The organism is Paenibacillus sp. Root52 (genome assembly GCF_001426865.1).
Lineage (GTDB): Bacteria > Bacillota > Bacilli > Paenibacillales > Paenibacillaceae > Paenibacillus.
Window position 1 is genome coordinate 100686 of record NZ_LMFO01000034.1, and the last position, 24772, is coordinate 125457.

Genomic DNA, 24772 nt, shown 5'->3' on the forward strand with positions numbered 1-24772 from the left:
CCTATTCGATATACTCCGATTCCTACGCTGGCATGATCCAGATCAGGTCTAAGGGTTAGTATCTTGTGGGATACACTCTCAGCCGGCCAATTCCGACTCCCCTGGGAAACTATGAAGTTAAGGGTATTACTAGGTGTAATTATAGGCGAGTGAGAACATTGTGTCTATATGTGACCGTCAAAAAGAAAGATTAACGCTGGAAGAATTCGATCCATTCCTTCTCTGGGCCATAAATGAAGAAGTAGCGGTAACCGTTCGGTAATGTGATTATCTCTCCATCAATAAATTCTGCTTCCGTCGCTTGTATACGCTCATATTCAGCAACAAGATCCTCCACGTGAATCGCAAAATGATGCACAGTTCCTTCGGAGGGAAGTTTGTCGCTATATCCCTGAATGAGCTCGATTTCAGTTTCATCACTGCCATTGAATCCGAGGAAAGCAAGTTGGATCACACCATTGGTATGGGTAACGCGGTCTTTCAGCTCAAGCCCAACGATCTCGGTATAGAAACGAAGCGTCGTCTCCAGATCACGGACAGCGATACCGATGTGGTCGATACGTTTTTGAAAGCTCATTGTATAGTAATCCTCCTAACTGATTCGTGAATATGGTTTACATTTAAGGAGTATCATAGGGGGATAAATCCGGGTTGTCAAATAGGAAAATAGATAATTTATCTAGATGCCATGATCTATATTTAAATACATAATCTATATTTAAATATAAGTATAAAGTAACTTTATTAAAGTTCACAAAATGTTCACTTATGTGACCCTATTCCTCATCTTTATAATTGTCCAAGTAGAAGAGAGGATGAGCGAATTGCCAACAACAAAGAAAGAACATACGTATTTTGGATTGATGATGTGCACAGGAATGGTAGTCGTTATGATGACTTTCAATTTACTGTATAACGGATTAATGGGGAGTATGTCTCCGCTAGAGATCTTATTTCAGTTTGTCCTATGTTTTATTGTAGCTTTTGTGGTGGAAAGCTTTATCGTTGGGCCGGTGGCTCAGAAAATTGCCTTTGCATTGCCATTCAACAAATCGAATAAGGTGATCGGCATTTTGGCGATGTCTGTGTGCATGGTCGTGGGAATGGTGCTAATGATGTCGATGTATGGGATGCTTACAGCGTATCTTGCCAATCAATTGAATGGGAAGTCTCTCGTGGAAACGTATCTTCATACCATACTGCGGAACTTTAGCCTGGCGTTACCGTTACAGTTGATCATCATTGGGCCGCTTGTTCGATATGTATTCGTTAAATTCATAAAAGCTAAAGAGAATGCGGCTCCCTTCGTTAATACAGGAGCATAATTGGAAAATAGAGGAGAAAAGTGTTAATATTTTTGCCATCAAGAATATTAACAGGCGGTGAAGAAACTGAAGCAACTATTACTGATTATTGCAGCCCTGTTGTTGATTACTGGGTGTAGAGATCAACTTGATGGAGAAGACTACGTCAATACTTCCTCTGATCCTAGTACCAGTTTTACTCAACTGGATAGCGATTATGAAATCAAAGCTAAAAATCTGCAAGAGCTAGTGGCTGTGGGTCTGGAGAAGAGATTAAAAAGGGAAGAAAATTCTGAAGATATCATTATCGATGTTCCTTACGATGAAGGAAGTTCTATTTTTGCAACATACTATATCAACCAAGAGCCGGTAACAGAGGTGGGAATGATACAAGTTGTAAAGCAAGAGAACGAATATATATTGCAAAATATAGATCTTAGCCCTATAGATAAACAGGCACCCTTTTGGTTAGCTAAATTTGCAGGCACGACGATGGATGGAAAGAGTAATTTTAGGGTCAACTACGGTTACATTAATGATCCTTCGATCAACGAAATTCGAATTCAATACTCGAATGTCACAATGCACGCCATGTCAATTGATGATCGGAAAACATTTCTGGATGTAACAACAGATGAGAAGATGATCGAGACATCCGTTCAGGGGATAGATGGGGATAGCAACCTGGTTTATAAGTATGATTAATAATGTAAACATTAGGCTCGTATCACTTGCATTTAAACGTTGCTTTTGTATATACTGATAAACAACAATTACAGATCGGAACATGCCGTTGAAGAGCATCCAACTCGGAGGCGTTTTCGCCAGGGGAGCGATATTTCCCCAAGTTAACCGGAACCGCCCGTTATCGCGGACCAAGCGGCTGGAGCAGTGAATGAACTGTTTCGGCAAGTTGGGTGGCACCGCGAGCAGAGCGCTCCTCGTCCCAAGGGATGAGGGCGCTCTTTGTATTTTTACAGCCAAAGGAGACGGTGACCATGCTTGAAATGAAGTGGATCAGAGCGCATGCAGATGAGGTGCAAGCGGCGGCAGATGGAAAGAAAATCAATATTAACATTCAAGAACTGTTAGAGCGAGACGAGGAACGCAGAGCGTTATTACAGGAAACCGAAGAGGGCCGCAGGGTGCGTAACGCGTTGTCGGCGGATATTGGCAGGATGATGCAAGCAGGTCAGCGTGAGCAGGCAGAGGGGCTGCGCAATGAGGTGAAACAACGGAATGAGCAGTTGGAACAGCTCAAAGCTAAGCTTGAAGCGATCCAAGAGGAATTTACGCGTATGCAGTGGCTCGTGCCGAATGTTGTATCGCCAGATACACCTGTAGGTACTTCGGATGCAGACAATGTAGAGCTACGCCGTGTGGGCGAGATCCCCGCATTTGAGTATAGAATGAAGGATCATGTGGAATTGGGTGAGATGCATGACCTGATTGACATTGCGCGTGGGGTGAAAATCGGTGGGACTCGCAGCTATGTGCTGAAAGGTGCAGGGCTACTACTCCACCGAGCTGTGCAGCAGCTTGCGCTCGATCTGCTCTTGAAGCAGGGATTCACACCGCTAGAGGTTCCGCTCATGGTAAGGGAGGATGCCCTGCTCAACACAGGCTTTTTCCCAACAGGACGAGACCAAGTATATGAGCTTGCCGGTGAGAATAAGTGGCTGGTTGGTACTTCGGAGGTGCCGCTCGTATCCTATTATGCGGATGAAGTCGTGGATGTGGAACAACCTATTAAGCTGGCTGCTGTATCGACGTGCTTCCGCAGTGAAGTAGGATCGGGAGGACGGGATGTACGCGGACTGTATCGTGTACACCAATTTGCCAAGGTGGAGCAGGTGATTCTCTGCGCTCCAGATGCGGCAGAGTCGGAACGGATGTTACAAGAGATTACAGGACATGCTGAGCAATTGCTGCAATTGTTAGAGCTTCCTTATCGCGTTGTAGCGGTATGTACTGGGGATATGGGGCAGAAAACGTATAAGCAGTATGATATTGAGACATGGATGCCTAGCCGGGAGGCATACGGAGAGACACATTCCTCGTCGAATCTGCATGACTTCCAGGCACGCCGTTCGAACATTCGTTGTCGTGGTGCAGAAGGGAAGCTGGTATATTGTCATACCCTAAACAATACAGCCGTAGCTTCGCCGCGTATTCTCATTCCATTGCTGGAGAATCATCAGCAGGCAGACGGAAGCATTCGAATTCCGGCTGCGCTCCAGCCATACATGGGCGGAGCTGAGTTTATTACATTGCCACATCTGGCGGAAGAAGAGTAAGAGATAAATGTAATGTTGGTATGCATATGAAAGAGTGGTACTGAACGTGAACTACGAAGAACTCCTATATCGCAATGTCATTAAGGTAATAAACTTGATGATATTGCTCTTCATAGGGGTTCTTTTTTACATAACGAGATTTCCATGAAGGAGCATCAGTATATTTCTGGAATATAGTATTAATCGAAATTACTGAGTTGGGGAGTGTATAGGATGGACAAGCACTACGACAACCTTTTTGTTAGCTTTTGAAGAAGCAGAGAAGGCTAAAGATGAAGGTACGTTTCCTATAGGTGCAGTTATTGTTGATGCAGATGGGACGGTTGTGAGCCGCGGTAGGAACAGAGTTTTTTCGAGTGGTGACTCCACAGCACATGCCGAAATGGACGCTATAAGGAAAGCTGGAGCGAAGATCCTTAATCTTGAGGGTAAGCGATTTATTCCTAATAATGAGCTTACTTTATATACCACTTGTGAACCTTGTCCTATGTGCACAGGTACAATCGTATTGTCTTTGATTAAGAAAGTGGTTTGGGCTGCCAATGATAGGGACATAGGTGCATTCAAAAAAATCAAGGAATTAGATAATGTATTACCCATTTATAATGATATGTTCCATAATATCGAGTTTGTTGCTGCTCATTACAGAGATCTAGAGTTGAGACAAAGAAAACTGTTAGCAGCATGGAATAATAGCCGTGGATACACCGACAATCACTGGAATAACGAATTAATATATGATGTGGATTGATTATTGAGGAACTGCGAGGCGTAAGTATACCTTGAAGTAGGAGGTTTTGTTCATGCGATATCGTAAGCTAGGGAATACGGATATAGACATTCCGGTGATTGGCCAAGGGACGTGGAAGTTTGGTGAAGATCCGAGGAAAGAAAGAGATGAAGTGGAGGCATTGCGCCATGGTATCCAAAATGGACTTACACTGATCGATACTGCAGAAGAGTACGGAGGTGGGGGTGCCGAGAGAGTGGTTGGTCGTGCTATTCATGATGTCAGAAGTGAGGTATTCCTAGTCACTAAAGTATCAGCCAAGCATTGTTCTTACCAAGGTGTGCTTAGAGCGGCAGAGGAAAGTTTAGATCGTTTGAGAACGGATTATATAGATCTTTATCTGCAGCATTGGCCAAGCCCGCAATACGAAGTTGCTGAAACGATGGAGGCTATGTCGGAACTAGTTAGTCAGGGGATAGTCAAACATGTAGGTATAAGTAATTTTATGCTCGATTTGATGAAAGAGGCACAGTACCATTTAGGCGAAATACCGTTGGTATGTAATCAATTAGCTTATCATTTACATGATCGAAGAATTGAGAAGGAAATACTACCTTTTTCTATAGAGAACAGTGTAACTATTATGGGATATTCACCTTTTGGTTTTGCTCCATCTAAATTTGGTAATAAAGGATTTCCACAAGTGGGTTCCGCAGAGAGAAAGATACTAGATACCATCGGAGATAACTATGGCGTAACCGCATATCAGGTTGCGATGAACTGGATTATAAGGCAGGAAGGTATAGTTGCCATCCCCAAAGCGGCGAGTATACAGCATATAGATGATAATTTGAAAGCCCTAGATTGGGAGTTAGAAGAGGCGGACTTGGCAAAAATCGAGAGATGCTTTCCGCTGATGGACTAGGCTATAGCTAACTACCTGTAATACATATGATAGGAGCTGAACGGAATCGATGACAGCATCATTCTCACATAGACCTGAAGGATACGAATGTCCATTTTGTTGTATATGGGGTATCGAAGGGTCTAATCAAGGAACCAAACAAAGGGATATTATCTATCAGAACGAAAAGGTAACGGCATTTATCGCACGTAAATGGTGGCCGAACAATAAGGGGCATGTGCTCATCATTCCTAATCAACATTATGAGAATATCTTTGACCTTCCTGCCGATTATGCTGCTGAAATCCACCGGGCGGCTCAGCTTACAGCACTTGCTATGAAGAATACATATGGATGTGATGGGATTTCTACGCGGCAACATAATGAACCTGCTGGCAATCAAGACGTATGGCATTATCATCTGCATGTCTACCCTAGATATGTGGATGATCAACTGTATCTGTCACAAGGTGCTAATTCTGATCCAGAAGAACGTGCTCTTTATGCTGACAAGCTGCGTTCTTGGATCAATGAAAACTCGTAAAATCTAGGAGAATATATCAACACATCATTTAATGGGTATCCAGATTTGAGGTGGTTGATTAGGCCCGGGATAGACCTCAAATTCGGGAATACCAGCATGTTCATAAGGGTTGGAGGGGAACCATTCTGTGATGATCTGTTTCCACAGAGCCTGCATACTTGCCGGCATCGGTCCTTGCACTTCAAATACGCACCATTTGGAAGCGGGAATTAGAAGCGTCGATAATCCTTCAGGTACTTCTCCATCGTATGAGGTAGCAATCCAGTATTCCATTTGTTTCTCATGAATCTCGTTCTGATCCACACAGACACCAAGAATACCTTGGATCAATCCGTTATTTAATTGAAACAAGTGATCCTCAGCTCCGCTGTGATATGCATCTTGCCACATCGTAGAGATTCCAGACAAGTGTTCTCCGTTTATATACGAAAAGGATTGTTGGATTCCTACCACCGAAAATTCATTGTGTTCTACCATCTTATAATTCATGGGTTCTGCTCCTTTTAGGCTAAGCTGAATAACTAAGCGGTTATACGCCTTTATTGAAATCTTATTTCGGCGGGCTTCACTAGGAGGGAAGCCATGTTGTCTGCGAAAAGCTTTGGAAAATGACTCCGGCGTGTCATAACCGTACTTGAACGCTAAATCAATGATTTTGCCATCGCTTTGTAGAAGCTCATATGCTGCTAATGTTAATCGTCTCCGCCTAATATACTCTGCAATCGTAACATCAGCTAATAAGGAAAATGTACGTTGAAAATGAAAGAGAGACAGGTTGGTTTCAGCCGCAATTTGTTCAATGGCCATGTCCTCAAGCAGATGATCTTCAATATATTGAATAGCTGTTTGTAAGGGCTGAATCCATTTCATGTTGTGATCACTCCTTGATGCATATCATACAGGATTGTTGCTTCAGCAGCCTGTCTTTTTATGCTTTCATCTGTCCGTTTGTTTGTATATTTGTATGTATGGTTTCTTCAAAAAGAAAAGTTTAATGAAAATCGGAGAGGTTGTTACCCTGCTCATTATGCTTAAGAAAACTGCCAAAAACCTGCAATGGGATGTTCAATCTCCGTTCCTGCTTTGGCGAAAATATATAGTGAACCAAAATAAAATGGGTAACTGCCATCCTCTTGAATCAATGTGTCAGGATAACCGTCTTCATCTACTTGGAAAAAGAATGAAAATAACTCTTCCCTAAGTTTGGCAAAATAATAGTCCTCATTTTGAATCAGTCTCGGGGTGCCTCCCACTTTGATTAAAAAGGATCGATCCATTGATTTTTCGTCGTTAGTTAGTTGTCCATCTGAGATGATGTGTTTGATAAGATTCGAATTAGCAAAGGTAGTATTCGTGCTTTCCGCTGAAATGGGATGCTCAATCACCTTAACCAAGCAGTTTGGATAAATGTTGTTCTCCAAATGTTCATCACTGTCTTCTGGGATAAAAATGGAAATCATGCTACCTGGTTTAAAGGGATGGTTGAGACTTAGATAAAAAACATACTTTTGGTCGAGTTCGTGGATGAAGTCGGATTGATCGTCAAAAAAAACGGGCGCATTCCCGCCAATCCAACCTGCCCCGTGTTCGTTGGTTGAATCCAAATCCGCATAATAAAGGATACAATCTGATCTCTTGATTAAAATATTCTTTTTGTTCTCCATCATCCTGTTCAACTCCTCTCAAAAACTAACATGACCGTCACAGCTTTGATAAAAGAAGTATTCGCCGAATTGAATAGTGCTGGTTCGAATTCGTATAGTTCTTATTTTATTATAATGAACGCTCACAGTAGATAAAATGTCGATTTTTAGTATAGATGCTGCGCATAGTGTATATTACAATTCACTTTTGTGCATATAGATTCCGATATACTATAATAGAAGTAAAATATTGGATAGTAGGAGGATGAAAAGTTCATGATTAGTATGAAACAGGCACTTCGCGGAGCACTTGCTCTAATTCTTGTATTCGGGGTGCTAGCACCAACACTAGTCTTTGCCGCTACAGGAGATGTCACTTCGATTGAGATCACGAATGAGAGCCCACGGAAAATGAGTGTATCTGAGACGGCTACGCTTCAGGTCATGGCCGTTATTGAAGGTTTTGATAATAAACAGGACGTGACAGAGGGAGTTACGTGGTCAAGCAGTAATGCAGCCGTTGCAACTATTGCAAAAGGGAAAGTTAAGGCTGTGTCAGCAGGCCAAGCAACGATCTTTGCCCAGCTTGATGGAGCGAAGGCCGAGCTTGTTGTTCAGGTTCAGGATAAGATTAAGAGCATCAAAGCTTCGCCTAACTCCTATAGTTTTGTCAAAGGTAGTGAAGGTACACTGCCGAAAGTAACGATTACCCGTGCGAATGGCAAGTCAGAAGACGTCACTTCGGAGATTGTATGGACAGTTTCTAGCTCGTCGGCTGTGTTGGAAGAAGGGAAGATCAGAGGTATTACACCTGGTCGCGTATTATTACAAGGAAAGTACGGTTCAACAACGGTGAAAGTACCGGTTGCCATCACGGACGTGATTACGAAGATCGATGTAACACCGAAGGCATTACAACTCAACATCAAGAAGTCGAAGGCATTGAAAGTAATTGGTACATATGCGAATGGCAAAACGATCAATCTTTCGAAACAGGTGATCTGGACCTCTTCTAATAATGGTGTAGCTACAGTCAAAAATGGTACCGTTAAGACGTTGACTGAAGGACAAGCAACCTTGAAAGGGACGTATCAAGATCAGACAATAACCGTAGAGGTTACTGTTGTACCTTTGCTCAAAAAGCTGATTACAGGGCAGAAAAAACTAGTGTTATCTCCACAAGGAAGCACAACAATCAGCTTGATGGCTCAGTACGATACAGGCAAAATGACTGTCGTAACCAACAGTGCGGTATGGACCAGCACGAAGCCGGGTGTCGCGACGGTAACAAATGGGAAGATTCAAGCGGTATCCAAGGGCAAGACCTCCATTGTAGCGAAATGGGGAAACAAAAAGGTTAGCATACCTGTAACGGTAAAATAATCTCAGGACTAGAACACGGTCTGTAACATGATACGTATCAGGTGACAACTCGCAATATATATGTAATATTTATACAATAGCCAAGAAGCAGGGAGCGTAGATCATACGCTCCTTTCTTGTAACCTTTATCAGAATCGCAAAGATCGGATGTGATCGTTTGAAAGGTTCCATTATAAGCTCAGATTGGAATTGGAATGATGTGGCTTATCTTCGATATCTCCTTTTGTTGTTTCTCTCTGCACTGACATTTCAGATGAGTGACAAGATTGAAGGGATGAAACATCGTGCCTATACCAAGTATCTTGAAGGGTATCGATTGAAGAGTAAGCAGGTCCAATGAGACGCAAACTTGTTTATTTCATAGCAACGATCATCACGATGGGGCTAGGTCTTGCTTCACGTCATTATGGAGATCAGTTACCCAAGTGGGTGAGTGAACATGCAGGAGACGCACTGTGGGCAGGAATGATTTATTTTGGTGTACGCATGGTATGGCATAGGCGTAGTACAGCTTGGGCAGCGATGATTAGTTTGCTGTTCTGTTGGATGATCGAATTCTCACAATTGATTCAGACACCATGGCTGAATGAACTTCGTTCAACGTTGTTAGGTGCACTTATTTTGGGACGTGGTTTCCTTGTGGTTGATCTCATTCGTTATGCTTCTGGTATTCTGTGTGTGTATATGTTGGATCGTTATTTCCCGAGCAATATCAATCGCATGTGAGATGGTGAGCGGGTTTTAGATATAGGTACCGATAAAGGTACGGATAAGGAGATGCTGATGATGAATGTGGACAAGTTGTTTAGTGAATCGCCGGAATTTGAGACAGAGCGATTGTTACTAAGACGTCTCACCATGAGTGATATTGAAGAGTATTTCCAATTTGCTTCCGATCCACGTGTGAGTGAACAGAGCTTGTGGAATTGCCATGAGACGATGGAGGACTCAGTTCAATATATTCAACGTGTCTTGGACAACTATGAGCGTAGAACAGTTTATATATGGGCTTTTATCTGGAAAGAGACAGGTCGATTGATTGGAAGAGGCGGGATCTTTGATCTGAATGAGTCTATGCAGAGTGCTGAGCTAGGATATGCTATATCTAGTTTATATTGGAATCAAGGTGTTGCATCTGAAGCGATGCAGCCGATTGTAAATTATTGTTTTGAAGAGCTTGACTGCAATCGTCTAGGTGGTAAATGCAATGCAGGTAATATTGGATCTGCGCGGGTGATGGAGAAGATAGGTATGTCATATGAAGGTATACTGCGTAAGCAATTGAAAATCAAAGGTGTCTTCACGGATCAGAAAATATACTCCCGAATTCGGGATGATCTATAATACATGAATGACGGATTTAAGTTGTAATGTTATAACATTGGTTTTGCATTGAACGTTACATATGAATACAGGAGGTATAGCGATGATCTACAGTATCATATCCCGCTCCACTTGGGAGCAACTATCGGGGGAGAGCTTCTATGCTCCTGACAGCTTGAAGACAGATGGATTCATTCATTGTTCTACGAAAGAGCAGATTCCGTGGGTAGCTGGGCAATATTATGAAGGACGTACCGATCTGCTCCTGCTTGGTATAGACGAGAAAGTATTACAAGCAGAAATGGTATATGAGGATTTGTACAACTTAGACGAACTTTTCCCACATATTTATGGTCAGCTTAATCTGGATGCCGTGCACAAGGTTCTCGATTTTAGCCCAAATGAAGATGGATCATTTTCTTTTCCGGAATAGTAAGATAAGTGCTGATTCTAATCATATAAACCTTAACAGGATGAGCTTAATCATCTGATCGCTATGTGGAAATTGAAATTAATATTCTCATATCAGGAAAGGTGTGATGTTATGAATCTCAATCCAAGCTTTCTGGAGACTGCCGAGAAACAATTTTTATATTATAAACAGCTCGGGGATAAAGCCATAGCACAACTGGAGCCTGAGCAATTATTTCAATCCTGGAATGAAGATACGAACAGCATTGCTGTGATTGTGAAGCACCTATGGGGCAGTATGTTATCCCGTTGGACAGATGTGTTGACGACAGATGGAGAGAAGACGTGGCGGGAACGTGATGCTGAATTTATCAACGATCTGTCTACTCGGGAGGAAGTGCTGGATATATGGGAGGAAGGTTGGCATTGTCTGTTGAGCGCGATTCGTTCGTTCACCCCAGATCAATTATCCAATATCATATACATTCGTAATGAGGGTCATACCGTTATGGAGGCAATCACCCGCCAGCTAGCACATTATCCGTATCATGTTGGACAGATCGTTTATGTCGCCAAAATGCTCAAAGAGACGTCATGGGATAGCTTATCCATTCCGCGAAATGGGTCTACCCTCTATAATGGCGAGAAATTCGCCAAGCCTAAGATGACAAAGCATTTTACAGACGAGGAACTTGAAAGGGAGGAACCCAAATGACACAATTAACTCTAATTCGTCATGGGAGTACAGCTTGGAATAAAGAGAAGCGATCACAGGGACAGACGGACAACCCGCTGGATCAAGAAGGCAGAGAACAAGCCCTATTGCTTGCCGCAAGACTTAGCTCAGATTCGTGGGATGCGATCTACGCTAGTGATCTGGAACGCGCCAGCGAGACCGCTCGAATCATCGGTGATCGATTGGGGATCAAGGAGATTCACCTCGATCCACGTCTACGTGAAATGGGCGGAGGTCAGGTCGAAGGAACAACAGAAGAGGAACGGTTGTCACGGTGGGGCGAAGATTGGAGCAGCATAGAGTTGGGAAGAGAAACAGCTGATGCGGGAACGTCACGTGGCATGGAGGTCATTGAAGAAATCTGCCGTAAGCATCCACATGATCGAGTACTTGTCGTTAGCCATGGAGCGATACTCCGTAACACGCTTAGGGGATTGCTGCCTGAACTTGATGTAAGTGTTAAGCTGTCCAATACTTCCGTTACCCGGATCGAAAAGAAGGCAGAGGCTTGGGGTTGTGAGTTGTACAACTGCAGCGTGCATCTGAATACTACCGAAGGAACGCGATAGATGGAAGCTTCAGCGCTTAAAGAACAGTTGCTGCTCTTTCGAAGAGATGATACATTGCCGTCTGACGTTGAGAACCCGTATGAAGTGGCAATGCATATGTTACGACATATTGGGAGCACGGATCCAGTTCTGCGGGACGAACTTATCTATGTTACGTTTGCAACATGGATTGCGCATGGTGTGTTCTCTGCTGCTCAGCTACGGGAAATATTGCATATAGCAATAGATGATGAACATCTCTTCTATCGTCTGGGTGAGCAGGGAACGGACAGTGTGTTTACAAGAACATTTTCGGTGTTGCTCATACCCCCTATTCTTAGCGTAGATCGGCAAAGCCCTTTTCTAAACAAGACAGATATGGAGCGTGTTCAGGAACGATTGATTACGTACTTTAAGGAAGAGAAGGATATTCGAGGGTACGTTGAGGATAAGGGATGGGCGCATGCCCCAGCCCATGGTGCAGATGCCGCCGAGGATCTCGCGCAATCGTCTAATATCGATCGATCTGGCTTGAGGCAGCTATTGGCAGCACTTGCTGTGATAATAACAGAACCCAGTACAGTGTACATCTACGATGAGGATCAACGGATTGCGCAGGCTGTCGTAACGATTCTCCGCCGGAATATGTTGGAGCTAGATGATATTACAAGTTGGATAGATTCTCTTCAACGTTCGAATTCTAGGGGAACCCAGACACTGCAAGAGACCAGCCAGCAGGCGATGAATGTACGAGTCTTTCTGCAAACTCTATATTTTATAATTCGGACAGAAGAGGCAGAGCCGTTTACATTTGTTCGTATCGAAATTATAAAGGTTATTGATACAGCCCGCCTTTGACGCGATATGCCTTCCGGCATGATCAGCATCCAATATGGATTCAAGCTGAAAGTTGATGACTAATCTGAGGTGAGGAGGAGAGAGCTTGAATACACCGATGTATTTATGGACAGAAGAGATGTTGTCTCCGATCAGCGAGTCAGCAATAGTTATACGTTGCGGAGATATGATCTCTGATGAGGTTCATCAACGGGTGATGTCCGTCTGCTCAATGTTGGATCATATGCATATACCAGGATTAATAGAGGCTGTGCCGTCATTTGCATCGGTTACGTTATTCTATGATCCGTATCTTCTAATGGAATATGTGTCTAGCAATCTAGATTCTACATCTACGACAATAGAAATAGGTGGATCATACCCACGATCACGAGCGGATTCATCAGCTACCTCCCCGTACATATACCTGCGTGACCTCCTCCTCCCCTCTTTACAAGGATTACAATCGGTAGCACCCAAACAAACTAGAACGGTTACGATACCCGTATGTTATGGGGGAGAGTTTGGGCCGGATCTTGAATATGTAGCGTCAGTGCATGCATTAACGCCAGATGAGGTAATTGCTATTCATACGGCGGGTGAGTATTTGGTGCATATGCTTGGGTTTGCCCCGGGGTTTCCTTATCTGGGCGGACTATCTGCACGTATTGCCACACCAAGACGGGCAACGCCAAGACTTCGCGTGGAAGCTGGCACAGTTGGAATCGGCGGTGAGCAAACGGGCATATATCCGCTCGCGACTCCTGGGGGCTGGCAATGTATTGGGCGAACCCCAATCGCATTGTTTCGTCCGGATGACAATCCACCTAGTTTATTAACTGCGGGGGATCGGGTTCGCTTCACACCTATATCCATTCAAGAGTATTTCGAACATCAGGGGGCTAAGTCATGAGCATGGAAGTGATCCGCTCAGGTCTGTTGTCCACCGTTCAGGATGAAGGTAGGTTTGGACAACGTCGATACGGGATTCATCCCGGAGGAGCTATGGATACCTTTGCTGCGAGGGTGTCTAACATGTTAGTGGGCAATACTCGGAATGCAGCCGTAATTGAGATGACGATGACAGGGGCAGAGCTCCGATTCGAGGAAGACCAGTTGATCTCCCTATGCGGAGCTGATCTATCAGCAATGGTAGATGATATAGATATTCCCATGTGGCGACCCATTGTAATTCCTGCCGGAGCGGTCTTACGATTCGGACGATGTCGCTCAGGGCTGCGAACATATATGGCGGTTGCGGGTGGCATCGATGTACCTGTGATCATGGGAAGTCGGAGTACAGATCTGAAGACCGGAATCGGTGGTATCGATGGACGCGCATTGCGCGATGGTGACAAGCTGAGTGTCGGGAAGCCTTCTACAGAAGCGAGTATGATCTTGGATTTCTGGGGTGCGAAACGGAAGTCTGATGTTTATCATGTGAAAGCACCTGCATGGTATTTCTCCAGCAATGAATGGCCTGGCTACCACGCGGAGCCTGTTATCCGTATTGTGCCAGGCATAGAGGATCGTGGATTTACGGAAGAAAGCTTACGAAAATTTTACGAAGAGCCTTACCTTGTATCCCCTCAATCGGATCGAATGGGCTATCGTATGCAAGGTGCTGTCCTAGAACAGAAGCAAGGCCAGAATCGATTATCTGAAGCGGTCACCTATGGAACAGTACAGATTCCTGCGGACGGTCAGCCGATCATTTTGATGGCAGATCATCAGACGATAGGCGGCTATCCTGTACTTGGTCAGGTTGCCAAGGTTGATCTACCTATTTTGGCGCAGGCTAGACCTGGAACAAGGGTTACTTTTAGACAGATTACATCTAGGGAAGCAGAGATGTTATGGCTTGAACAGGAGAAGCATCTACGATTGGCTGAGAATTTCATTCGCAGCAGGATGACAGCGGGAATGGAGGAACTTCGGTGAAACATGTAGATATGAACTGTGATCTAGGTGAAAGTTACGGAATCTATCAAATGGAATCGGACGAAGGGATACTGCCTTTGATCACTTCTGCCAATATTGCCTGTGGATTTCATGCCGGCGATCCGGGAACGATGAGACGTACTGTAGAGCTTGCCATGGAACATCATGTCGCTATTGGTGCCCATCCGGGTCTACCTGATCTGCAAGGGTTTGGCAGAAGACGCATGGAGATCACGCCACGAGAAGCCTATGATATGGTGGTTTATCAAATGGGTGCTTTGGATGCATTTGTCCGTGCCCAAGGGGGGAAGATGCATCATGTGAAGCCGCATGGAGCTCTGTACAATATGGCAGCCGTAGATGCTAACTTGGCAGAGGCGATTGCTGAGGCTATCTATCAGGTTCAGCCTGAACTGTATCTATACGGTTTGGCAGGCAGCGCCATGATCGATGCAGCGGATCACATGGGTTTGCGGAGTGTGAGCGAGGTATTTGCAGACCGAACCTATGGAGCAGATGGTATGTTAACCCCGCGCAGTCAGGTTGGAGCGCTAATTCAGCATACAGAACAATCGCTTGCTCAGGTACTCCGTATGGTGAAGGAAGGGCTTGTTGATACTACTGCAGGAACGAGCGTACCTATTAAAGCGGAGACGATATGTATACATGGTGACGGGGCACATGCCCTTACGTTTGCACGCCAGATTCGTGCTATGCTTGAGACCGAGGGGATTACCCTGTCTGCAATAGGAACAAATGGATGAGTAGGAGAGATAAACATGACTAAACCGATACGTAATTCAGCGAAAGCTGTGATTGTACAGGATGGACGATTGCTCGTGATTCGTGTGGAGGATCAGTATGGTACAGCTTATATTTTCCCTGGTGGGGGACAAGACAAATATGAGGAGTTGAAGGACACCGTACTGCGGGAATGTCTCGAAGAGATTGGACAGGCAGTTACGGTGGGTGATCTGATGCACATTCGGGAGTATATCGGTAAAAATCACGAGTTCGCCGAGTGGGATGCGGATTACCATCAGGTCGAATTTTATTTTGCATGCAGTTTAAACGATCCGACAGCTACGAACTATGAAGGTTCTAATCCGGACAACCATCAGGTGGGTGTGGAGTGGATCGCGTTTGAAGACTTGTCTAAGGTTCGTTTATATCCAAAAAAAATCGGAGAGATGCTGCTCGCACAGGATTCCTCCAAGATCTATCTTGGCGATCTGAATTAACAGTAGCTAATCGAATAGATGCGCCCGTATTGATATGTAAACATTTTTATAAATAAAATTTCCAGTATTGTCACGTTTGCAATCCGGTTCATGGATTCACCAATGATGAGGTGGGTACACTATAAGTACAGGCTTATATACAACTATATCGTTATAAGCGGTACTTCAATTGAGGAAGAATTACTAAAGTGCTTGGGTTCTGATATGTCTTTTCTTAGTGATGACGCATTGTTTCACTTGCACTTTATATTCAATCCCCCAGTTGAAGAACTCTGAAAGTAGTGAAGGGAACGGAATCGATTCTGAAGAAGCGAAGCGCTCGCCTTTGTTTCTGAATTTTATACCGATAAAAACTTTAAATGAAAAATTCAGAAGCAACAGCGATCGGAAGAACGATCCGTAACCGTAACGGCCACAAGAGGTTGTACAACTCCCCAAACCCGAAAGGAGCAACTCCCATGAACCGGACTGAATTGGAAGAGAACATTGTAAAGGCATTAGAAAACAATCCGTTTTGCAGCTTCTCAACGGTGGAAAATGGCAAACCTAAATCTCGTTACATGGCTCTGTTTAACGATGGAATGAACATTCATCTCGCAACGAATCGTCGTACACATAAGGTAGAAGAACTGGAGAACAATCCGAATGTAAGCCTTCTACTTGGTTATGAGTCGGGTGGCTCCAAAGAAGTCGTAGAGGTTGAAGGAACGTGTGAAATCACGAAGAATGAAGCTTTGCGTGAGCAGGTGTGGAATGATGAATTGAAGGCATGGTTTGACGGTCCTCAGGATCCGAATTATGTCATTCTGGACATTACGCCAACGCGGATTGAATATACAGGGAAAGATCATGAACATCAAGTGTGGGAACAATAAGATTCGTACTTATGAATCACCTTTTGCGAACGATGCTTCAATGCACTGTTTCGGAAGAGGTTTTAACCGTGAGGCCATGTGGCTTCGCGGTTTTTTGAGGTTAGACATAATCGTTCTAAAATGGATATACATGTAAGATAGGTGTAATATACGTATTTGGCACGGTAAGTAAACTGTTTTTACATAAAAACGCGAGAAATTTGTCGAAATTACGCATGATTATGTAAAGTGATGCAGGTATGTGCGGATAACGTAAAAAAATAAAGCTTTTCAATGACTTCACATTGCGGTATTATTTGGAATGTAAACGACACGCACAGATATGAATAGATGTTCATGTGAGATAAACTAACCTGAGGTTTTGATGGGTTCATCAGAAGCTCAGCACGCACAACCCATGGAATCTATCTTGGTCTGCGCTTGTTCGTTTGCGTACTAATGCATGATTAATGTACATAACCGGGAGGGGTTATTTTGAAAAAGAGTAAGAAAGTATTATCAAGCCTGACTGCCGCTTTGATTGCATTTAACGTGCTTGCGGTATTTCCAGTACCTGTATCGGCTGCAGACGCTGCCAAAGTTAAATTGCGGATTATGGAAACGACAGATATTCACGTCAATCTGCACAACTACGACTATTATTCTGACAAGGAAACCGATCAGTATGGACTGGCTAAGACAGCAACCCTGATCAAAAATGCACGTGAAGAAGTGAAGAATAGCCTGTTGTTTGACAATGGTGACTTGATTCAAGGGAACCCACTGGGGGATTATGTTGCCAAGATTGATCCGCTGAAAAAGGGTGAAACTCACCCTGCTTTCAAAGCCATGAATCTGCTTGATTATGATGCAGGAACCTTAGGGAATCATGAATTTAACTACGGTTTAGATTTCTTGGATAACACACTGGAAGGTGCTAACTTTCCAATAGTAAATGCAAACGTTTATGTTGATGATGGGGATGATGATGAGACGAATGATAAAAACTACTTCACCCCTTATCAAATTATGGATAAAAAAGTAACGGATGAAAACGGTAAGGAACAAACAATCAAAGTGGGCGTTATCGGATTCGTGACACCACAGATTATGCAATGGGACAGCGCTCATCTTGAAGGTGAAGTCATTGCTAAAGATGTCGTTGAGACCGCCAAAAAATTCATTCCTCAAATGAAGGCTGAAGGCGCCGATGTAATCGTTGCGCTAGCACATACTGGATATGAAGATGCTCCGCAAACGGAAGGTATGGAAAATTCAGTGTTGTATCTGAGCGAGATTGAGGGTATTGATGCAATCCTGTTTGGACATGCTCATAAAGTTTTCCCGGGTGCTGAGTTTGCTGGTAAAAAAGGTGTAGACTCAGAAAAAGGTACGATTAATGGTGTACCATCTGTTGAACCAGGATTCTGGGGAGATCATCTCGGAATCATTGATTTGAACCTTGAGCAAGTAGATGGCAAATGGAAAGTGGTTGACTCCACAGTAGAAGCACGTCCAATCTACGATGCAGCGAACAAAAAGTCTTTGGTAGAAGCTGATAAGGAAATCATTGATGCAGTGAAAGAAGCTCACGAAGGTACGCTTGAATATGTTCGTGGTCCGGTTGGTGAGACAACTGCACCAATTAACAGCTACTTCGCACTGGTTCAGGATGATCCATCCATTCAGATCGTAACCAATGCACAGAAATGGTATGTGGAGAAGCAAATGAAAGGAACGGAATACGCTGATATTCCTGTGTTGTCAGCTGGAGCACCATTCAAAGCAGGCGGCCGTTCAGGTGCTTCGTACTACACGAACATTCCTGCAGGAACAATTGCTATCAAGAACGTAGCGGATCTGTACGTGTATCCAAATACGGTACATGCCGTTGAGATCAACGGCGCTGAACTTAAAGAATGGCTCGAATGGTCTGCGGGACAATTCAATCAGATCGACCCTGCCAAAGGTGGACAACAGCAATTGATCAATATGGACTTCCCAACGTATAACTTTGACGTTATTGATGGGGTGACGTATCAGATCGATGTGACACAACCGGCGAAATACGATGCCAAAGCAACAGTTATTAATGAATCTGCAAGCCGGATTAAAGACCTGAGTTTTGAAGGGAAACCGGTTGATCCAGCGCAAAAATTCATTGTAGCTACCAATAACTATCGTGCTTCTTCATCTAAACTAGCAAATCCAGATGGTAAACGCATCGTTCTGGCTGCACCGGATGAGAACCGTCAAGTGATTATTGATTATATCCGTGAGAACAAAACGATCAACCCAACAGCTGATGGGAACTGGTCTTTGGCTCCAATCAAACCATCAGCAGGTGTGACTGCAGCAGCATTGAATGACCTTGAAGTGGTATTTGCTTCTTCTCCAGATGCAAAAGCTCTGGTTGAAGCTAATCCAGCGATGTCTTTCATCGGCACGAACGAAGATGGTTTTGCTGAGTATGGTTTGAAATTGACGGGTGACGCTGCAACGACTCCTGGAACAGGAGTTGAACCTGCTATAACGCCATCACCAACGCCAACGCCTACTCCGGCTCCAACACCTAAGCCACAACCTGAAAAACCTGCTAAGGACAACGTTGTATATGTGGTGAAAAAAGGAGATAACCTGTACCGCATCGGTTTGAAATATGGTGTGGACTGGCGCAAACTCGTAACGGCAAATGCAATTAAAGATGTGCACAATTTGAAAGTTGGACAGAAAATCATAATTCCTGCTTCCTAATATGCAGCATTACGACCGACAGTCTTGAGACTGTCGGTCTTTCTGATTGCTCGTAAGTTCAATTCCCGTCATAGAGGAAGTCACCAAAACAGTAGAGATTAATTTCAACACCCGTGCTATAATATTTACAAACTTTGGGTATATACTAATAACATTAATGAATGGCAAGGGGGTCCTACATGAATTGCAGTGGCTGCAGTCCAATTTATCCGATTGAGGATCAAGGTACTCTGTATCTGCGTCCGTTTTCCCCCATGTTGCTGGAAGCGCTGCAAACGCAGGGGATGAGTATCGAGCATTCAGACCACTATATCTGGGTGCATTTTGACAATCTTGATATGCTGCAGAGTGATCTGGAGAAGATCGGGAGGCTGGATTCATCCGTATTGGAGGCTATTTCGTTTCAAGTAAGAGCGATGCAAGAGCAGGCAGACCTGGAAGACTGGATTAGTCTGGGGCTGCTGGAGAATCGGTTCAAGCATGCAGATATGGTTTCCGTTATTTTAGAGAAAAAATTCAGTAGCCACATGCAGCCCATTGTGGATGCTTCACAGCAAATTATTGGATATGAATTCCTCCTTCGTCCTGCTGAGAATGGAAGATCATTTAATGCCTATGAATTGTTTGAGATTGCTCGGGATACGGGCTTGCACTCCTTTCTAGACCGGACAGCACGGATCTCCGCCATCGAGACGAGTTCCGTTTTTTTGCCACAAGGAATTAAGCGCTTTGTTAACTTCTTGCCTTCCTCTATATACAACCCCGAATACTGCTTGACACATACATTTGAAGTGATTGAACGATTAGGACTTGACCCTAAGGACTTTGTCTTTGAAGTTGTCGAAACCGAGCCGATTAAGCATATGGATGCCTTACAACATATTTTTCAGGTATATCGGAATCATGGGATGTCTGTAGCGCTGGATGATGTGGGAGCCGGGTTTTCGACGATCGAGCTGATGAATCGATTGGAACCGGATTTTGTCAAAATTGATCGGAGTCTCATTGATCATTGTGACGATGATCCTGTGAAACAGCAGAAGATCATACATATTGTCGAAATGTCTCGTCGATTTGGCGGCCAAGTGCTTGCTGAAGGCGTTGAACGTATCGAAGAGTTTGATTTTTGTCGTTCTGCCGGTATAGAGCTGGCACAGGGATATTATTTTGGGAAACCTTCGGCACAGCCTCCAACCTATTCGAATTGAAAATATGATCAATACTCAATATGGCCTTACACCTCGAACAAGTCACTTCGTCTAGAAGCTGGCTTGTTTGGCATGTAACGTCCATTTATATATCAAATAATTACCCCCATCTAGCCGATATATAATATAGGCCTTTAAGAGTAGTCCATACATAAAAGAGAATGAGGGCAATTCAGATATTTGAGGGGGAGAAACGTGATGAGCCAGGATCAAAAGCAAACCAAAGCGGCTAAACCGGCCAAACCAAAAAATAGTAAAAAGAAGACTAAAAAGAAAGGCTTTGTCTGGAACATAAGGAACAAACTATTGGTTTCGTTCTTGGCGGTTCTGATTCTGCCTAGTATAGCGATCGGCTTCGTGACGTTAATTATTGCTGAGGACAGCGTGCAAGAACAAATGATGGATAGTGCTGTGCAAAGTGTGAGTACAGCGAATTCCATCGTGGAGAGCCAAGTGAGTTATAAAATCAACGACATTAATTATTTTGCCGATTCTCTTGATTCAAGCCTTATTAAGGGAGAGAACGATAGCACTGAGCTTCAGGCGAAGCTGGAACAATACCTGGGTTTACACCCGGATGCAAATAATATTTTTGTAGGTACGACAGAGGGAGTCATGGTTCGGGGAATACCGACGGAAAGTAGCTTGCGGGGCGATGCCTACGATCCAAGGGAACGGGAGTGGTACAAGCTTGCGATGGCGAAGCCAGGCACTGCCGCTGTATCGAATGTGTCCCTTAATACGGATGGAAAAGCTGTTGTATTTATCTCCAAAACGTTGAGCGATCAATCTGCTGTAATTGGTCTCTCCATGGACCTGACGGATCTACGTGAACAGGCATCCATCAGGGTAGGTAAAGAAGGCTATGTCATTATTATGGATGCCAACAAAAATTATGTCGTTTCTCCAGTTGTGGAAGCTGGAACGCAGGAGGAAAGCGACACCTTAAATGAGATGTACGAGAAGCAAGAAGGACAGTTCGATTACGTTTACAATGATCAGTCGAAAATGATGATATTCTCAACTAATGAAGCAACAGGCTGGAAAATTGCCGGCACGATGTTTAAAAGTGAGATCACCGAAGCAAGTAAAGATATTCGCATGGCAACATTTATTGTCATTCTGGCAGCAACCTTCCTTACCCTGATCTTTATTATTTGGTTTACGCGCTCCATGTTGCGTCCAATCAAACGACTGCAAGAATCAGCTAGAGCGGTAAGTAAGGGTGATCTGACTGTCAAAATGGAAACAGGTCGCAAAGATGAAGTGGGTGACTTGGCGAAGTACTTTGAACGGATGGTTGATAACCTGCGCATGATGATTCTTGGTGTACAAGAAACGACAGAGCAAGTATCAGCTTCTTCACAGGAGTTATCCGCTAGTGCAGAACAAACAACCAAAGCGATTGAGCACTCTACGCTGGCGGTACAGGAGCTTGCCGAAGGTGCAGAGCAGCAAGTGAAGAGTGTCAAAGAAGGTTCAGGCCAAATGAGCCGTATGGCGGAAGACGTACGTCTTATGTCTGAGCGTGTACAATCCATTACTACGAACATGCGTCATACTTCGGGTGCAGCTCAATCAGGCAACGAGGCAGCAAGCCAAGCGATGGAACAGATGAATAGCATTCAGGAAACGGTGGAACAACTGGCGACGGTAGTACAATCCTTGAATGCTCGCTCCGTAGAGATCGGCAGCATGGTCGATGTCATTGCATCTATCTCGAAACAAACCAACTTACTGGCGTTGAATGCGTCCATTGAAGCGGCAAGAGCGGGTGATGCAGGTCGAGGCTTCGCGGTTGTAGCTGGAGAAGTGCGTAAGCTTGCTGAGGAATCCGGAAGCTCTGCGGCACAGATCGGGGAATTGGTTCATAACATCCGAACGGATATGGATGCAGCCCTTCATGCGATGAATGCAGCTCAGACTCGTGTAGGCGATGGTATTCAAGCGGTAAATACATCAGGGCAATCATTTGCTCAGATTCGCACTGCCGTAGAAGACGTTGTTCATACACTTGATGATCTATCCGAAACAACGAAACAGATGGAGCACGGTGCATCTCAAGTAGCGCAAGCGATGAATGATATTTCCATCGTAACGCAAGAATCGGCGGCGAACACCGAATCCGTATCGGCTTCGTCTCAAGAACAATTAGCATCTGTTGAAGAGATAGCATCATCTTCTGCACATTTGAACAGCATGGCTGAACAGCTCCAAGGACTCTTGGGAATGTTCAAAATGGTAGAAGATACGCCGAAGAAAAGCGACAAATCCTAAGTGATAACGGATTAATGTTCTAAACCATTTACTGCAAGAAAATAAAGATAGACAATCCTCTTGTTGCCCTGTATAACTAGATCGTCTGGTTATTCCGTACCGGTTGCGGTGTAATCGTATAATAGAAGAATTTAGGGGCGCAGGAGGATTCATGACATATATAGCCATCTTAATATTTATTTTAACCATTACACTGGTTATCTGGCAGCCGCGAGGGCTGGGGATTGGTTGGTCTGCTATGGGTGGAGCGATCCTAGCGCTGCTCTGCGGTGTTGTCAGCTTAAATGATGCATCGGATGTCGCTTCCATCGTATGGAACGCAACGCTAGCCTTTGTCGGCATTATTATGATCTCATTAATTCTTGATGAGACGGGATTCTTCGAGTGGGCAGCGCTACATATGGCTAGACTTGCTGGAGGCGATGGACGCAGGTTATTCATATACGCGATCTTGCTGGGAGCGGCTGTGTCAGCACTCTTTGCCAATGATGGCGCAGCACTTATTTTGACACCAATCGTCTTGGCTATGGTAAGGGCTCTCAAGTTTGATGAACGCATGGTGCTGGCTTTTGTCATGGCCAGTGGCTTTATTGCGGATACAACATCACTGCCTCTCGTCGTCAGTAACTTAGTTAACATCGTATCTGCTGATTATTTTGGCATTACGTTTCTGGAATATGCGGTGAAGATGATTGTGCCCAATATATTTTCCATTGTCGCGAGCACAGTGATGTTATTTTTGTTTTATCGTAAAAGCATACCGCTCCGTTATGATATCACCGCTGCGCGTGATCCAAAGGAAGCTATTCGCGACCCACGTGTGTTCCGCATTGCATGGTTCATGTTGGTGCTATTGCTGGTTGCGTATGCGCTAAGTGAGTTTCTTCCGATTCCAGTTTCGGTTATCGTAGGTGCTGTAGCACTACTATTTGCTTGGCTTGCGCGTAAGAGCGAAGCAGTTAATTTGAAACGGGTAGTGATGGAAGCACCGTGGTCAATCGTTGTATTTTCCGTTGGGATGTATATCGTCGTATACGGGCTGCGTAACGCAGGCTTGACCGACCACTTGAGCCGCTGGCTTGATGCAATCGCAGAACATGGAGTGCTGGCTGCATCGGTTGGTATGGGTGTCATTGCTGCAGTATTATCCTCGGTGATGAACAATCTGCCTACCGTGCTGATTAACGCATTAGCGATTCATGGTGCGAATGCCGAAGGCGTTGTACGAGAAGCATTAATTTATGGTAATGTGATCGGTTCTGATCTTGGTCCCAAAATGACGCCGATCGGCTCGCTTGCAACCTTACTATGGCTGCATGTGTTATCACGTAAAGGTGTGAAAATCACATGGGGATATTATTTCAAGGTTGGCGTGATCTTAACCATACCGACATTGCTAATTACGCTTGCGGGTCTGGCATTATGGTTGTGGATCCTAGGTTAGTAGAAATGATTTAACATTAATAGCTTCTATACAATCTGATCAATTGTAAAAAAAATCAAAAGAAAACTGCTCACAGTAGGTGCTGATGCACTCACTTGAGCAGTTTTTTTTATTTCCCTCTGCATTTCTTATCTTTCTCTGCTTCAGTTTCTTCTATAATATCTTTTCGTTTTCTTCTTATAGAAGAAACAGATCCTCAGAAGGAACAAATTCTCTTTCTTTCTAATCAAAAAGCATATACACAAGACCAGTCTCTCCTGAATTCCATCGCCCATTGTTAAACACGATTAACAATGGGAAGTGAAATAACTCATTGTAGGTCTGCTCTTTTTTGCCCTCCTCCTAGGCTGTAGATTGAAATGTTTTGGGATTTATAATGCGTACAGCAGTGGA

The 24772-nt window shown here is 44.1% G+C and carries 25 protein-coding genes and 1 riboswitch; of the genes, 22 read left to right on the plus strand and 3 right to left on the minus strand.

Annotation, left to right across the window (positions count from 1 at the left end):
- Position 1: 1 nt before the first annotated feature.
- A riboswitch (TPP riboswitch) is annotated at positions 2-113 on the minus strand.
- A 77-nt stretch (positions 114-190) separates the two neighbouring features.
- The gene (locus ASD24_RS29190; protein WP_056703828.1) at positions 191-577 is read right to left on the minus strand and encodes a VOC family protein; all 387 of its coding nucleotides are present in this window, start codon (positions 575-577) and stop codon (positions 191-193) included.
- Positions 578-824: 247 nt separating this feature from the next.
- Here ASD24_RS29190 and ASD24_RS29195 point away from each other — a divergent pair, with 247 nt between their 5' ends.
- The 6 genes from ASD24_RS29195 (at position 825) to ASD24_RS29220 (ending at position 5779) form a co-directional block, all read left to right on the plus strand.
- Positions 825-1325 carry a hypothetical protein gene (locus ASD24_RS29195; RefSeq protein ID WP_056703830.1) on the plus strand — a complete coding sequence of 167 codons (501 nt, stop codon included), beginning with the start codon at positions 825-827 and terminating at the stop codon, positions 1323-1325.
- A 57-nt stretch (positions 1326-1382) separates the two neighbouring features.
- On the plus strand, positions 1383-2009 hold the full coding sequence (locus ASD24_RS29200) for a hypothetical protein (RefSeq protein ID WP_056703833.1): 627 nt from the start codon (positions 1383-1385) through the stop codon (positions 2007-2009).
- A 293-nt stretch (positions 2010-2302) separates the two neighbouring features.
- Positions 2303-3601, plus strand: a complete 1299-nt coding sequence (gene serS, locus ASD24_RS29205; protein WP_056703836.1) for a serine--tRNA ligase — start codon at positions 2303-2305, stop codon at positions 3599-3601.
- A 238-nt stretch (positions 3602-3839) separates the two neighbouring features.
- Positions 3840-4352: a nucleoside deaminase gene (locus ASD24_RS29210; RefSeq protein WP_056703839.1), complete on the plus strand. Its 513-nt coding sequence runs from the start codon at positions 3840-3842 to the stop codon at positions 4350-4352.
- A gap of 52 nt (positions 4353-4404) precedes the next feature.
- Positions 4405-5256: an aldo/keto reductase gene (locus tag ASD24_RS29215; protein WP_056703841.1), complete on the plus strand. Its 852-nt coding sequence runs from the start codon at positions 4405-4407 to the stop codon at positions 5254-5256.
- Between the two features lie 49 nt (positions 5257-5305).
- Positions 5306-5779, plus strand: coding sequence for an HIT family protein (locus ASD24_RS29220; RefSeq protein ID WP_056703844.1), 474 nt, complete (start codon positions 5306-5308; stop codon positions 5777-5779).
- A 24-nt stretch (positions 5780-5803) separates the two neighbouring features.
- On the opposite strand, the gene ASD24_RS29225 is transcribed toward ASD24_RS29220, so the two are convergent.
- A complete protein-coding gene (locus ASD24_RS29225; protein WP_056703847.1) occupies positions 5804-6649 on the minus strand; it encodes an AraC family transcriptional regulator in 846 nt (281 codons plus the stop codon).
- Positions 6650-6810: 161 nt separating this feature from the next.
- On the minus strand, positions 6811-7443 hold the full coding sequence (locus ASD24_RS29230; RefSeq protein ID WP_056704170.1) for a hypothetical protein: 633 nt from the start codon (positions 7441-7443) through the stop codon (positions 6811-6813).
- Positions 7444-7698: 255 nt separating this feature from the next.
- Here ASD24_RS29230 and ASD24_RS29235 point away from each other — a divergent pair, with 255 nt between their 5' ends.
- The 16 genes from ASD24_RS29235 to ASD24_RS29315 all read left to right on the plus strand — a co-directional run bounded on the left by ASD24_RS29235 (position 7699) and on the right by ASD24_RS29315 (position 24379).
- Entirely contained in the window at positions 7699-8805 is a 1107-nt protein-coding gene (locus ASD24_RS29235; RefSeq protein WP_056703850.1) for an Ig-like domain-containing protein, read from the plus strand.
- A gap of 336 nt (positions 8806-9141) precedes the next feature.
- A complete protein-coding gene (locus ASD24_RS29245; RefSeq protein WP_056703856.1) occupies positions 9142-9531 on the plus strand; it encodes a ribosomal maturation YjgA family protein in 390 nt (129 codons plus the stop codon).
- A 57-nt stretch (positions 9532-9588) separates the two neighbouring features.
- Positions 9589-10149, plus strand: coding sequence for a GNAT family N-acetyltransferase (locus tag ASD24_RS29250; protein WP_162248984.1), 561 nt, complete (start codon positions 9589-9591; stop codon positions 10147-10149).
- A gap of 82 nt (positions 10150-10231) precedes the next feature.
- Positions 10232-10561: a DUF952 domain-containing protein gene (locus ASD24_RS29255; RefSeq protein ID WP_056703862.1), complete on the plus strand. Its 330-nt coding sequence runs from the start codon at positions 10232-10234 to the stop codon at positions 10559-10561.
- 111 nt (positions 10562-10672) lie between these two features.
- The gene (locus tag ASD24_RS29260; protein WP_056703864.1) at positions 10673-11254 is read left to right on the plus strand and encodes a DUF1572 family protein; all 582 of its coding nucleotides are present in this window, start codon (positions 10673-10675) and stop codon (positions 11252-11254) included.
- Positions 11251-11844, plus strand: coding sequence for a histidine phosphatase family protein (locus ASD24_RS29265; protein WP_056703866.1), 594 nt, complete (start codon positions 11251-11253; stop codon positions 11842-11844). The genes ASD24_RS29260 and ASD24_RS29265 overlap by 4 nt, the downstream gene beginning before the upstream one ends.
- A complete protein-coding gene (locus tag ASD24_RS29270) occupies positions 11845-12681 on the plus strand; it encodes a DUF2785 domain-containing protein (protein ID WP_056703869.1) in 837 nt (278 codons plus the stop codon).
- Between the two features lie 97 nt (positions 12682-12778).
- Positions 12779-13573: a 5-oxoprolinase subunit PxpB gene (gene pxpB / locus ASD24_RS29275; RefSeq protein WP_056704173.1), complete on the plus strand. Its 795-nt coding sequence runs from the start codon at positions 12779-12781 to the stop codon at positions 13571-13573.
- On the plus strand, positions 13570-14601 hold the full coding sequence (locus ASD24_RS29280) for a biotin-dependent carboxyltransferase family protein (RefSeq protein ID WP_056703871.1): 1032 nt from the start codon (positions 13570-13572) through the stop codon (positions 14599-14601). Before pxpB ends, ASD24_RS29280 begins: the two co-directional genes overlap by 4 nt.
- A complete protein-coding gene (locus tag ASD24_RS29285) occupies positions 14598-15365 on the plus strand; it encodes a LamB/YcsF family protein (RefSeq protein ID WP_056703873.1) in 768 nt (255 codons plus the stop codon). The genes ASD24_RS29280 and ASD24_RS29285 overlap by 4 nt, the downstream gene beginning before the upstream one ends.
- 15 nt (positions 15366-15380) lie before the next feature.
- Positions 15381-15842, plus strand: coding sequence for an NUDIX domain-containing protein (locus ASD24_RS29290; RefSeq protein ID WP_056703875.1), 462 nt, complete (start codon positions 15381-15383; stop codon positions 15840-15842).
- Positions 15843-16300: 458 nt separating this feature from the next.
- The gene (locus tag ASD24_RS29295; protein WP_056703881.1) at positions 16301-16717 is read left to right on the plus strand and encodes a pyridoxamine 5'-phosphate oxidase family protein; all 417 of its coding nucleotides are present in this window, start codon (positions 16301-16303) and stop codon (positions 16715-16717) included.
- Positions 16718-17191: 474 nt separating this feature from the next.
- The gene (locus ASD24_RS29300) at positions 17192-19450 is read left to right on the plus strand and encodes a bifunctional 2',3'-cyclic-nucleotide 2'-phosphodiesterase/3'-nucleotidase (RefSeq protein ID WP_056703884.1); all 2259 of its coding nucleotides are present in this window, start codon (positions 17192-17194) and stop codon (positions 19448-19450) included.
- Positions 19451-19629: 179 nt separating this feature from the next.
- Positions 19630-20658, plus strand: coding sequence for an EAL domain-containing protein (locus ASD24_RS29305; RefSeq protein WP_056703887.1), 1029 nt, complete (start codon positions 19630-19632; stop codon positions 20656-20658).
- A 198-nt stretch (positions 20659-20856) separates the two neighbouring features.
- The gene (locus ASD24_RS29310) at positions 20857-22935 is read left to right on the plus strand and encodes a methyl-accepting chemotaxis protein (RefSeq protein WP_056703890.1); all 2079 of its coding nucleotides are present in this window, start codon (positions 20857-20859) and stop codon (positions 22933-22935) included.
- A gap of 151 nt (positions 22936-23086) precedes the next feature.
- Positions 23087-24379, plus strand: a complete 1293-nt coding sequence (locus ASD24_RS29315; RefSeq protein ID WP_056703892.1) for an arsenic transporter — start codon at positions 23087-23089, stop codon at positions 24377-24379.
- Positions 24380-24772: the final 393 nt, after the last annotated feature.

Bases quoted from the DNA above. Each gene is read 5' to 3' on its own strand.
- ASD24_RS29265 (WP_056703866.1), top strand. From the start codon at position 11,251: ATGACACAATTAACTCTAATTCGTCATGGGAGTACAGCTTGGAATAAA.
- serS (WP_056703836.1), top strand. From the start codon at position 2,303: ATGCTTGAAATGAAGTGGATCAGAGCGCATGCAGATGAGGTGCAAGCG.
- ASD24_RS29290 (WP_056703875.1), top strand. From the start codon at position 15,381: ATGACTAAACCGATACGTAATTCAGCGAAAGCTGTGATTGTACAGGAT.
- ASD24_RS29190 (WP_056703828.1), bottom strand. From the start codon at position 577: ATGAGCTTTCAAAAACGTATCGACCACATCGGTATCGCTGTCCGTGAT.
- ASD24_RS29225 (WP_056703847.1), bottom strand. From the start codon at position 6,649: ATGAAATGGATTCAGCCCTTACAAACAGCTATTCAATATATTGAAGAT.
- ASD24_RS29215 (WP_056703841.1), top strand. From the start codon at position 4,405: ATGCGATATCGTAAGCTAGGGAATACGGATATAGACATTCCGGTGATT.
- ASD24_RS29250 (WP_162248984.1), top strand. From the start codon at position 9,589: ATGATGAATGTGGACAAGTTGTTTAGTGAATCGCCGGAATTTGAGACA.
- ASD24_RS29315 (WP_056703892.1), top strand. From the start codon at position 23,087: ATGACATATATAGCCATCTTAATATTTATTTTAACCATTACACTGGTT.
- ASD24_RS29295 (WP_056703881.1), top strand. From the start codon at position 16,301: ATGAACCGGACTGAATTGGAAGAGAACATTGTAAAGGCATTAGAAAAC.
- ASD24_RS29245 (WP_056703856.1), top strand. From the start codon at position 9,142: ATGAGACGCAAACTTGTTTATTTCATAGCAACGATCATCACGATGGGG.
- ASD24_RS29310 (WP_056703890.1), top strand. From the start codon at position 20,857: ATGAGCCAGGATCAAAAGCAAACCAAAGCGGCTAAACCGGCCAAACCA.
- ASD24_RS29220 (WP_056703844.1), top strand. From the start codon at position 5,306: ATGACAGCATCATTCTCACATAGACCTGAAGGATACGAATGTCCATTT.
- ASD24_RS29255 (WP_056703862.1), top strand. From the start codon at position 10,232: ATGATCTACAGTATCATATCCCGCTCCACTTGGGAGCAACTATCGGGG.
- ASD24_RS29305 (WP_056703887.1), top strand. From the start codon at position 19,630: ATGAATTGCAGTGGCTGCAGTCCAATTTATCCGATTGAGGATCAAGGT.
- ASD24_RS29270 (WP_056703869.1), top strand. From the start codon at position 11,845: ATGGAAGCTTCAGCGCTTAAAGAACAGTTGCTGCTCTTTCGAAGAGAT.
- ASD24_RS29230 (WP_056704170.1), bottom strand. From the start codon at position 7,443: ATGGAGAACAAAAAGAATATTTTAATCAAGAGATCAGATTGTATCCTT.
- ASD24_RS29260 (WP_056703864.1), top strand. From the start codon at position 10,673: ATGAATCTCAATCCAAGCTTTCTGGAGACTGCCGAGAAACAATTTTTA.
- ASD24_RS29235 (WP_056703850.1), top strand. From the start codon at position 7,699: ATGATTAGTATGAAACAGGCACTTCGCGGAGCACTTGCTCTAATTCTT.
- ASD24_RS29280 (WP_056703871.1), top strand. From the start codon at position 13,570: ATGAGCATGGAAGTGATCCGCTCAGGTCTGTTGTCCACCGTTCAGGAT.
- pxpB (WP_056704173.1), top strand. From the start codon at position 12,779: ATGTATTTATGGACAGAAGAGATGTTGTCTCCGATCAGCGAGTCAGCA.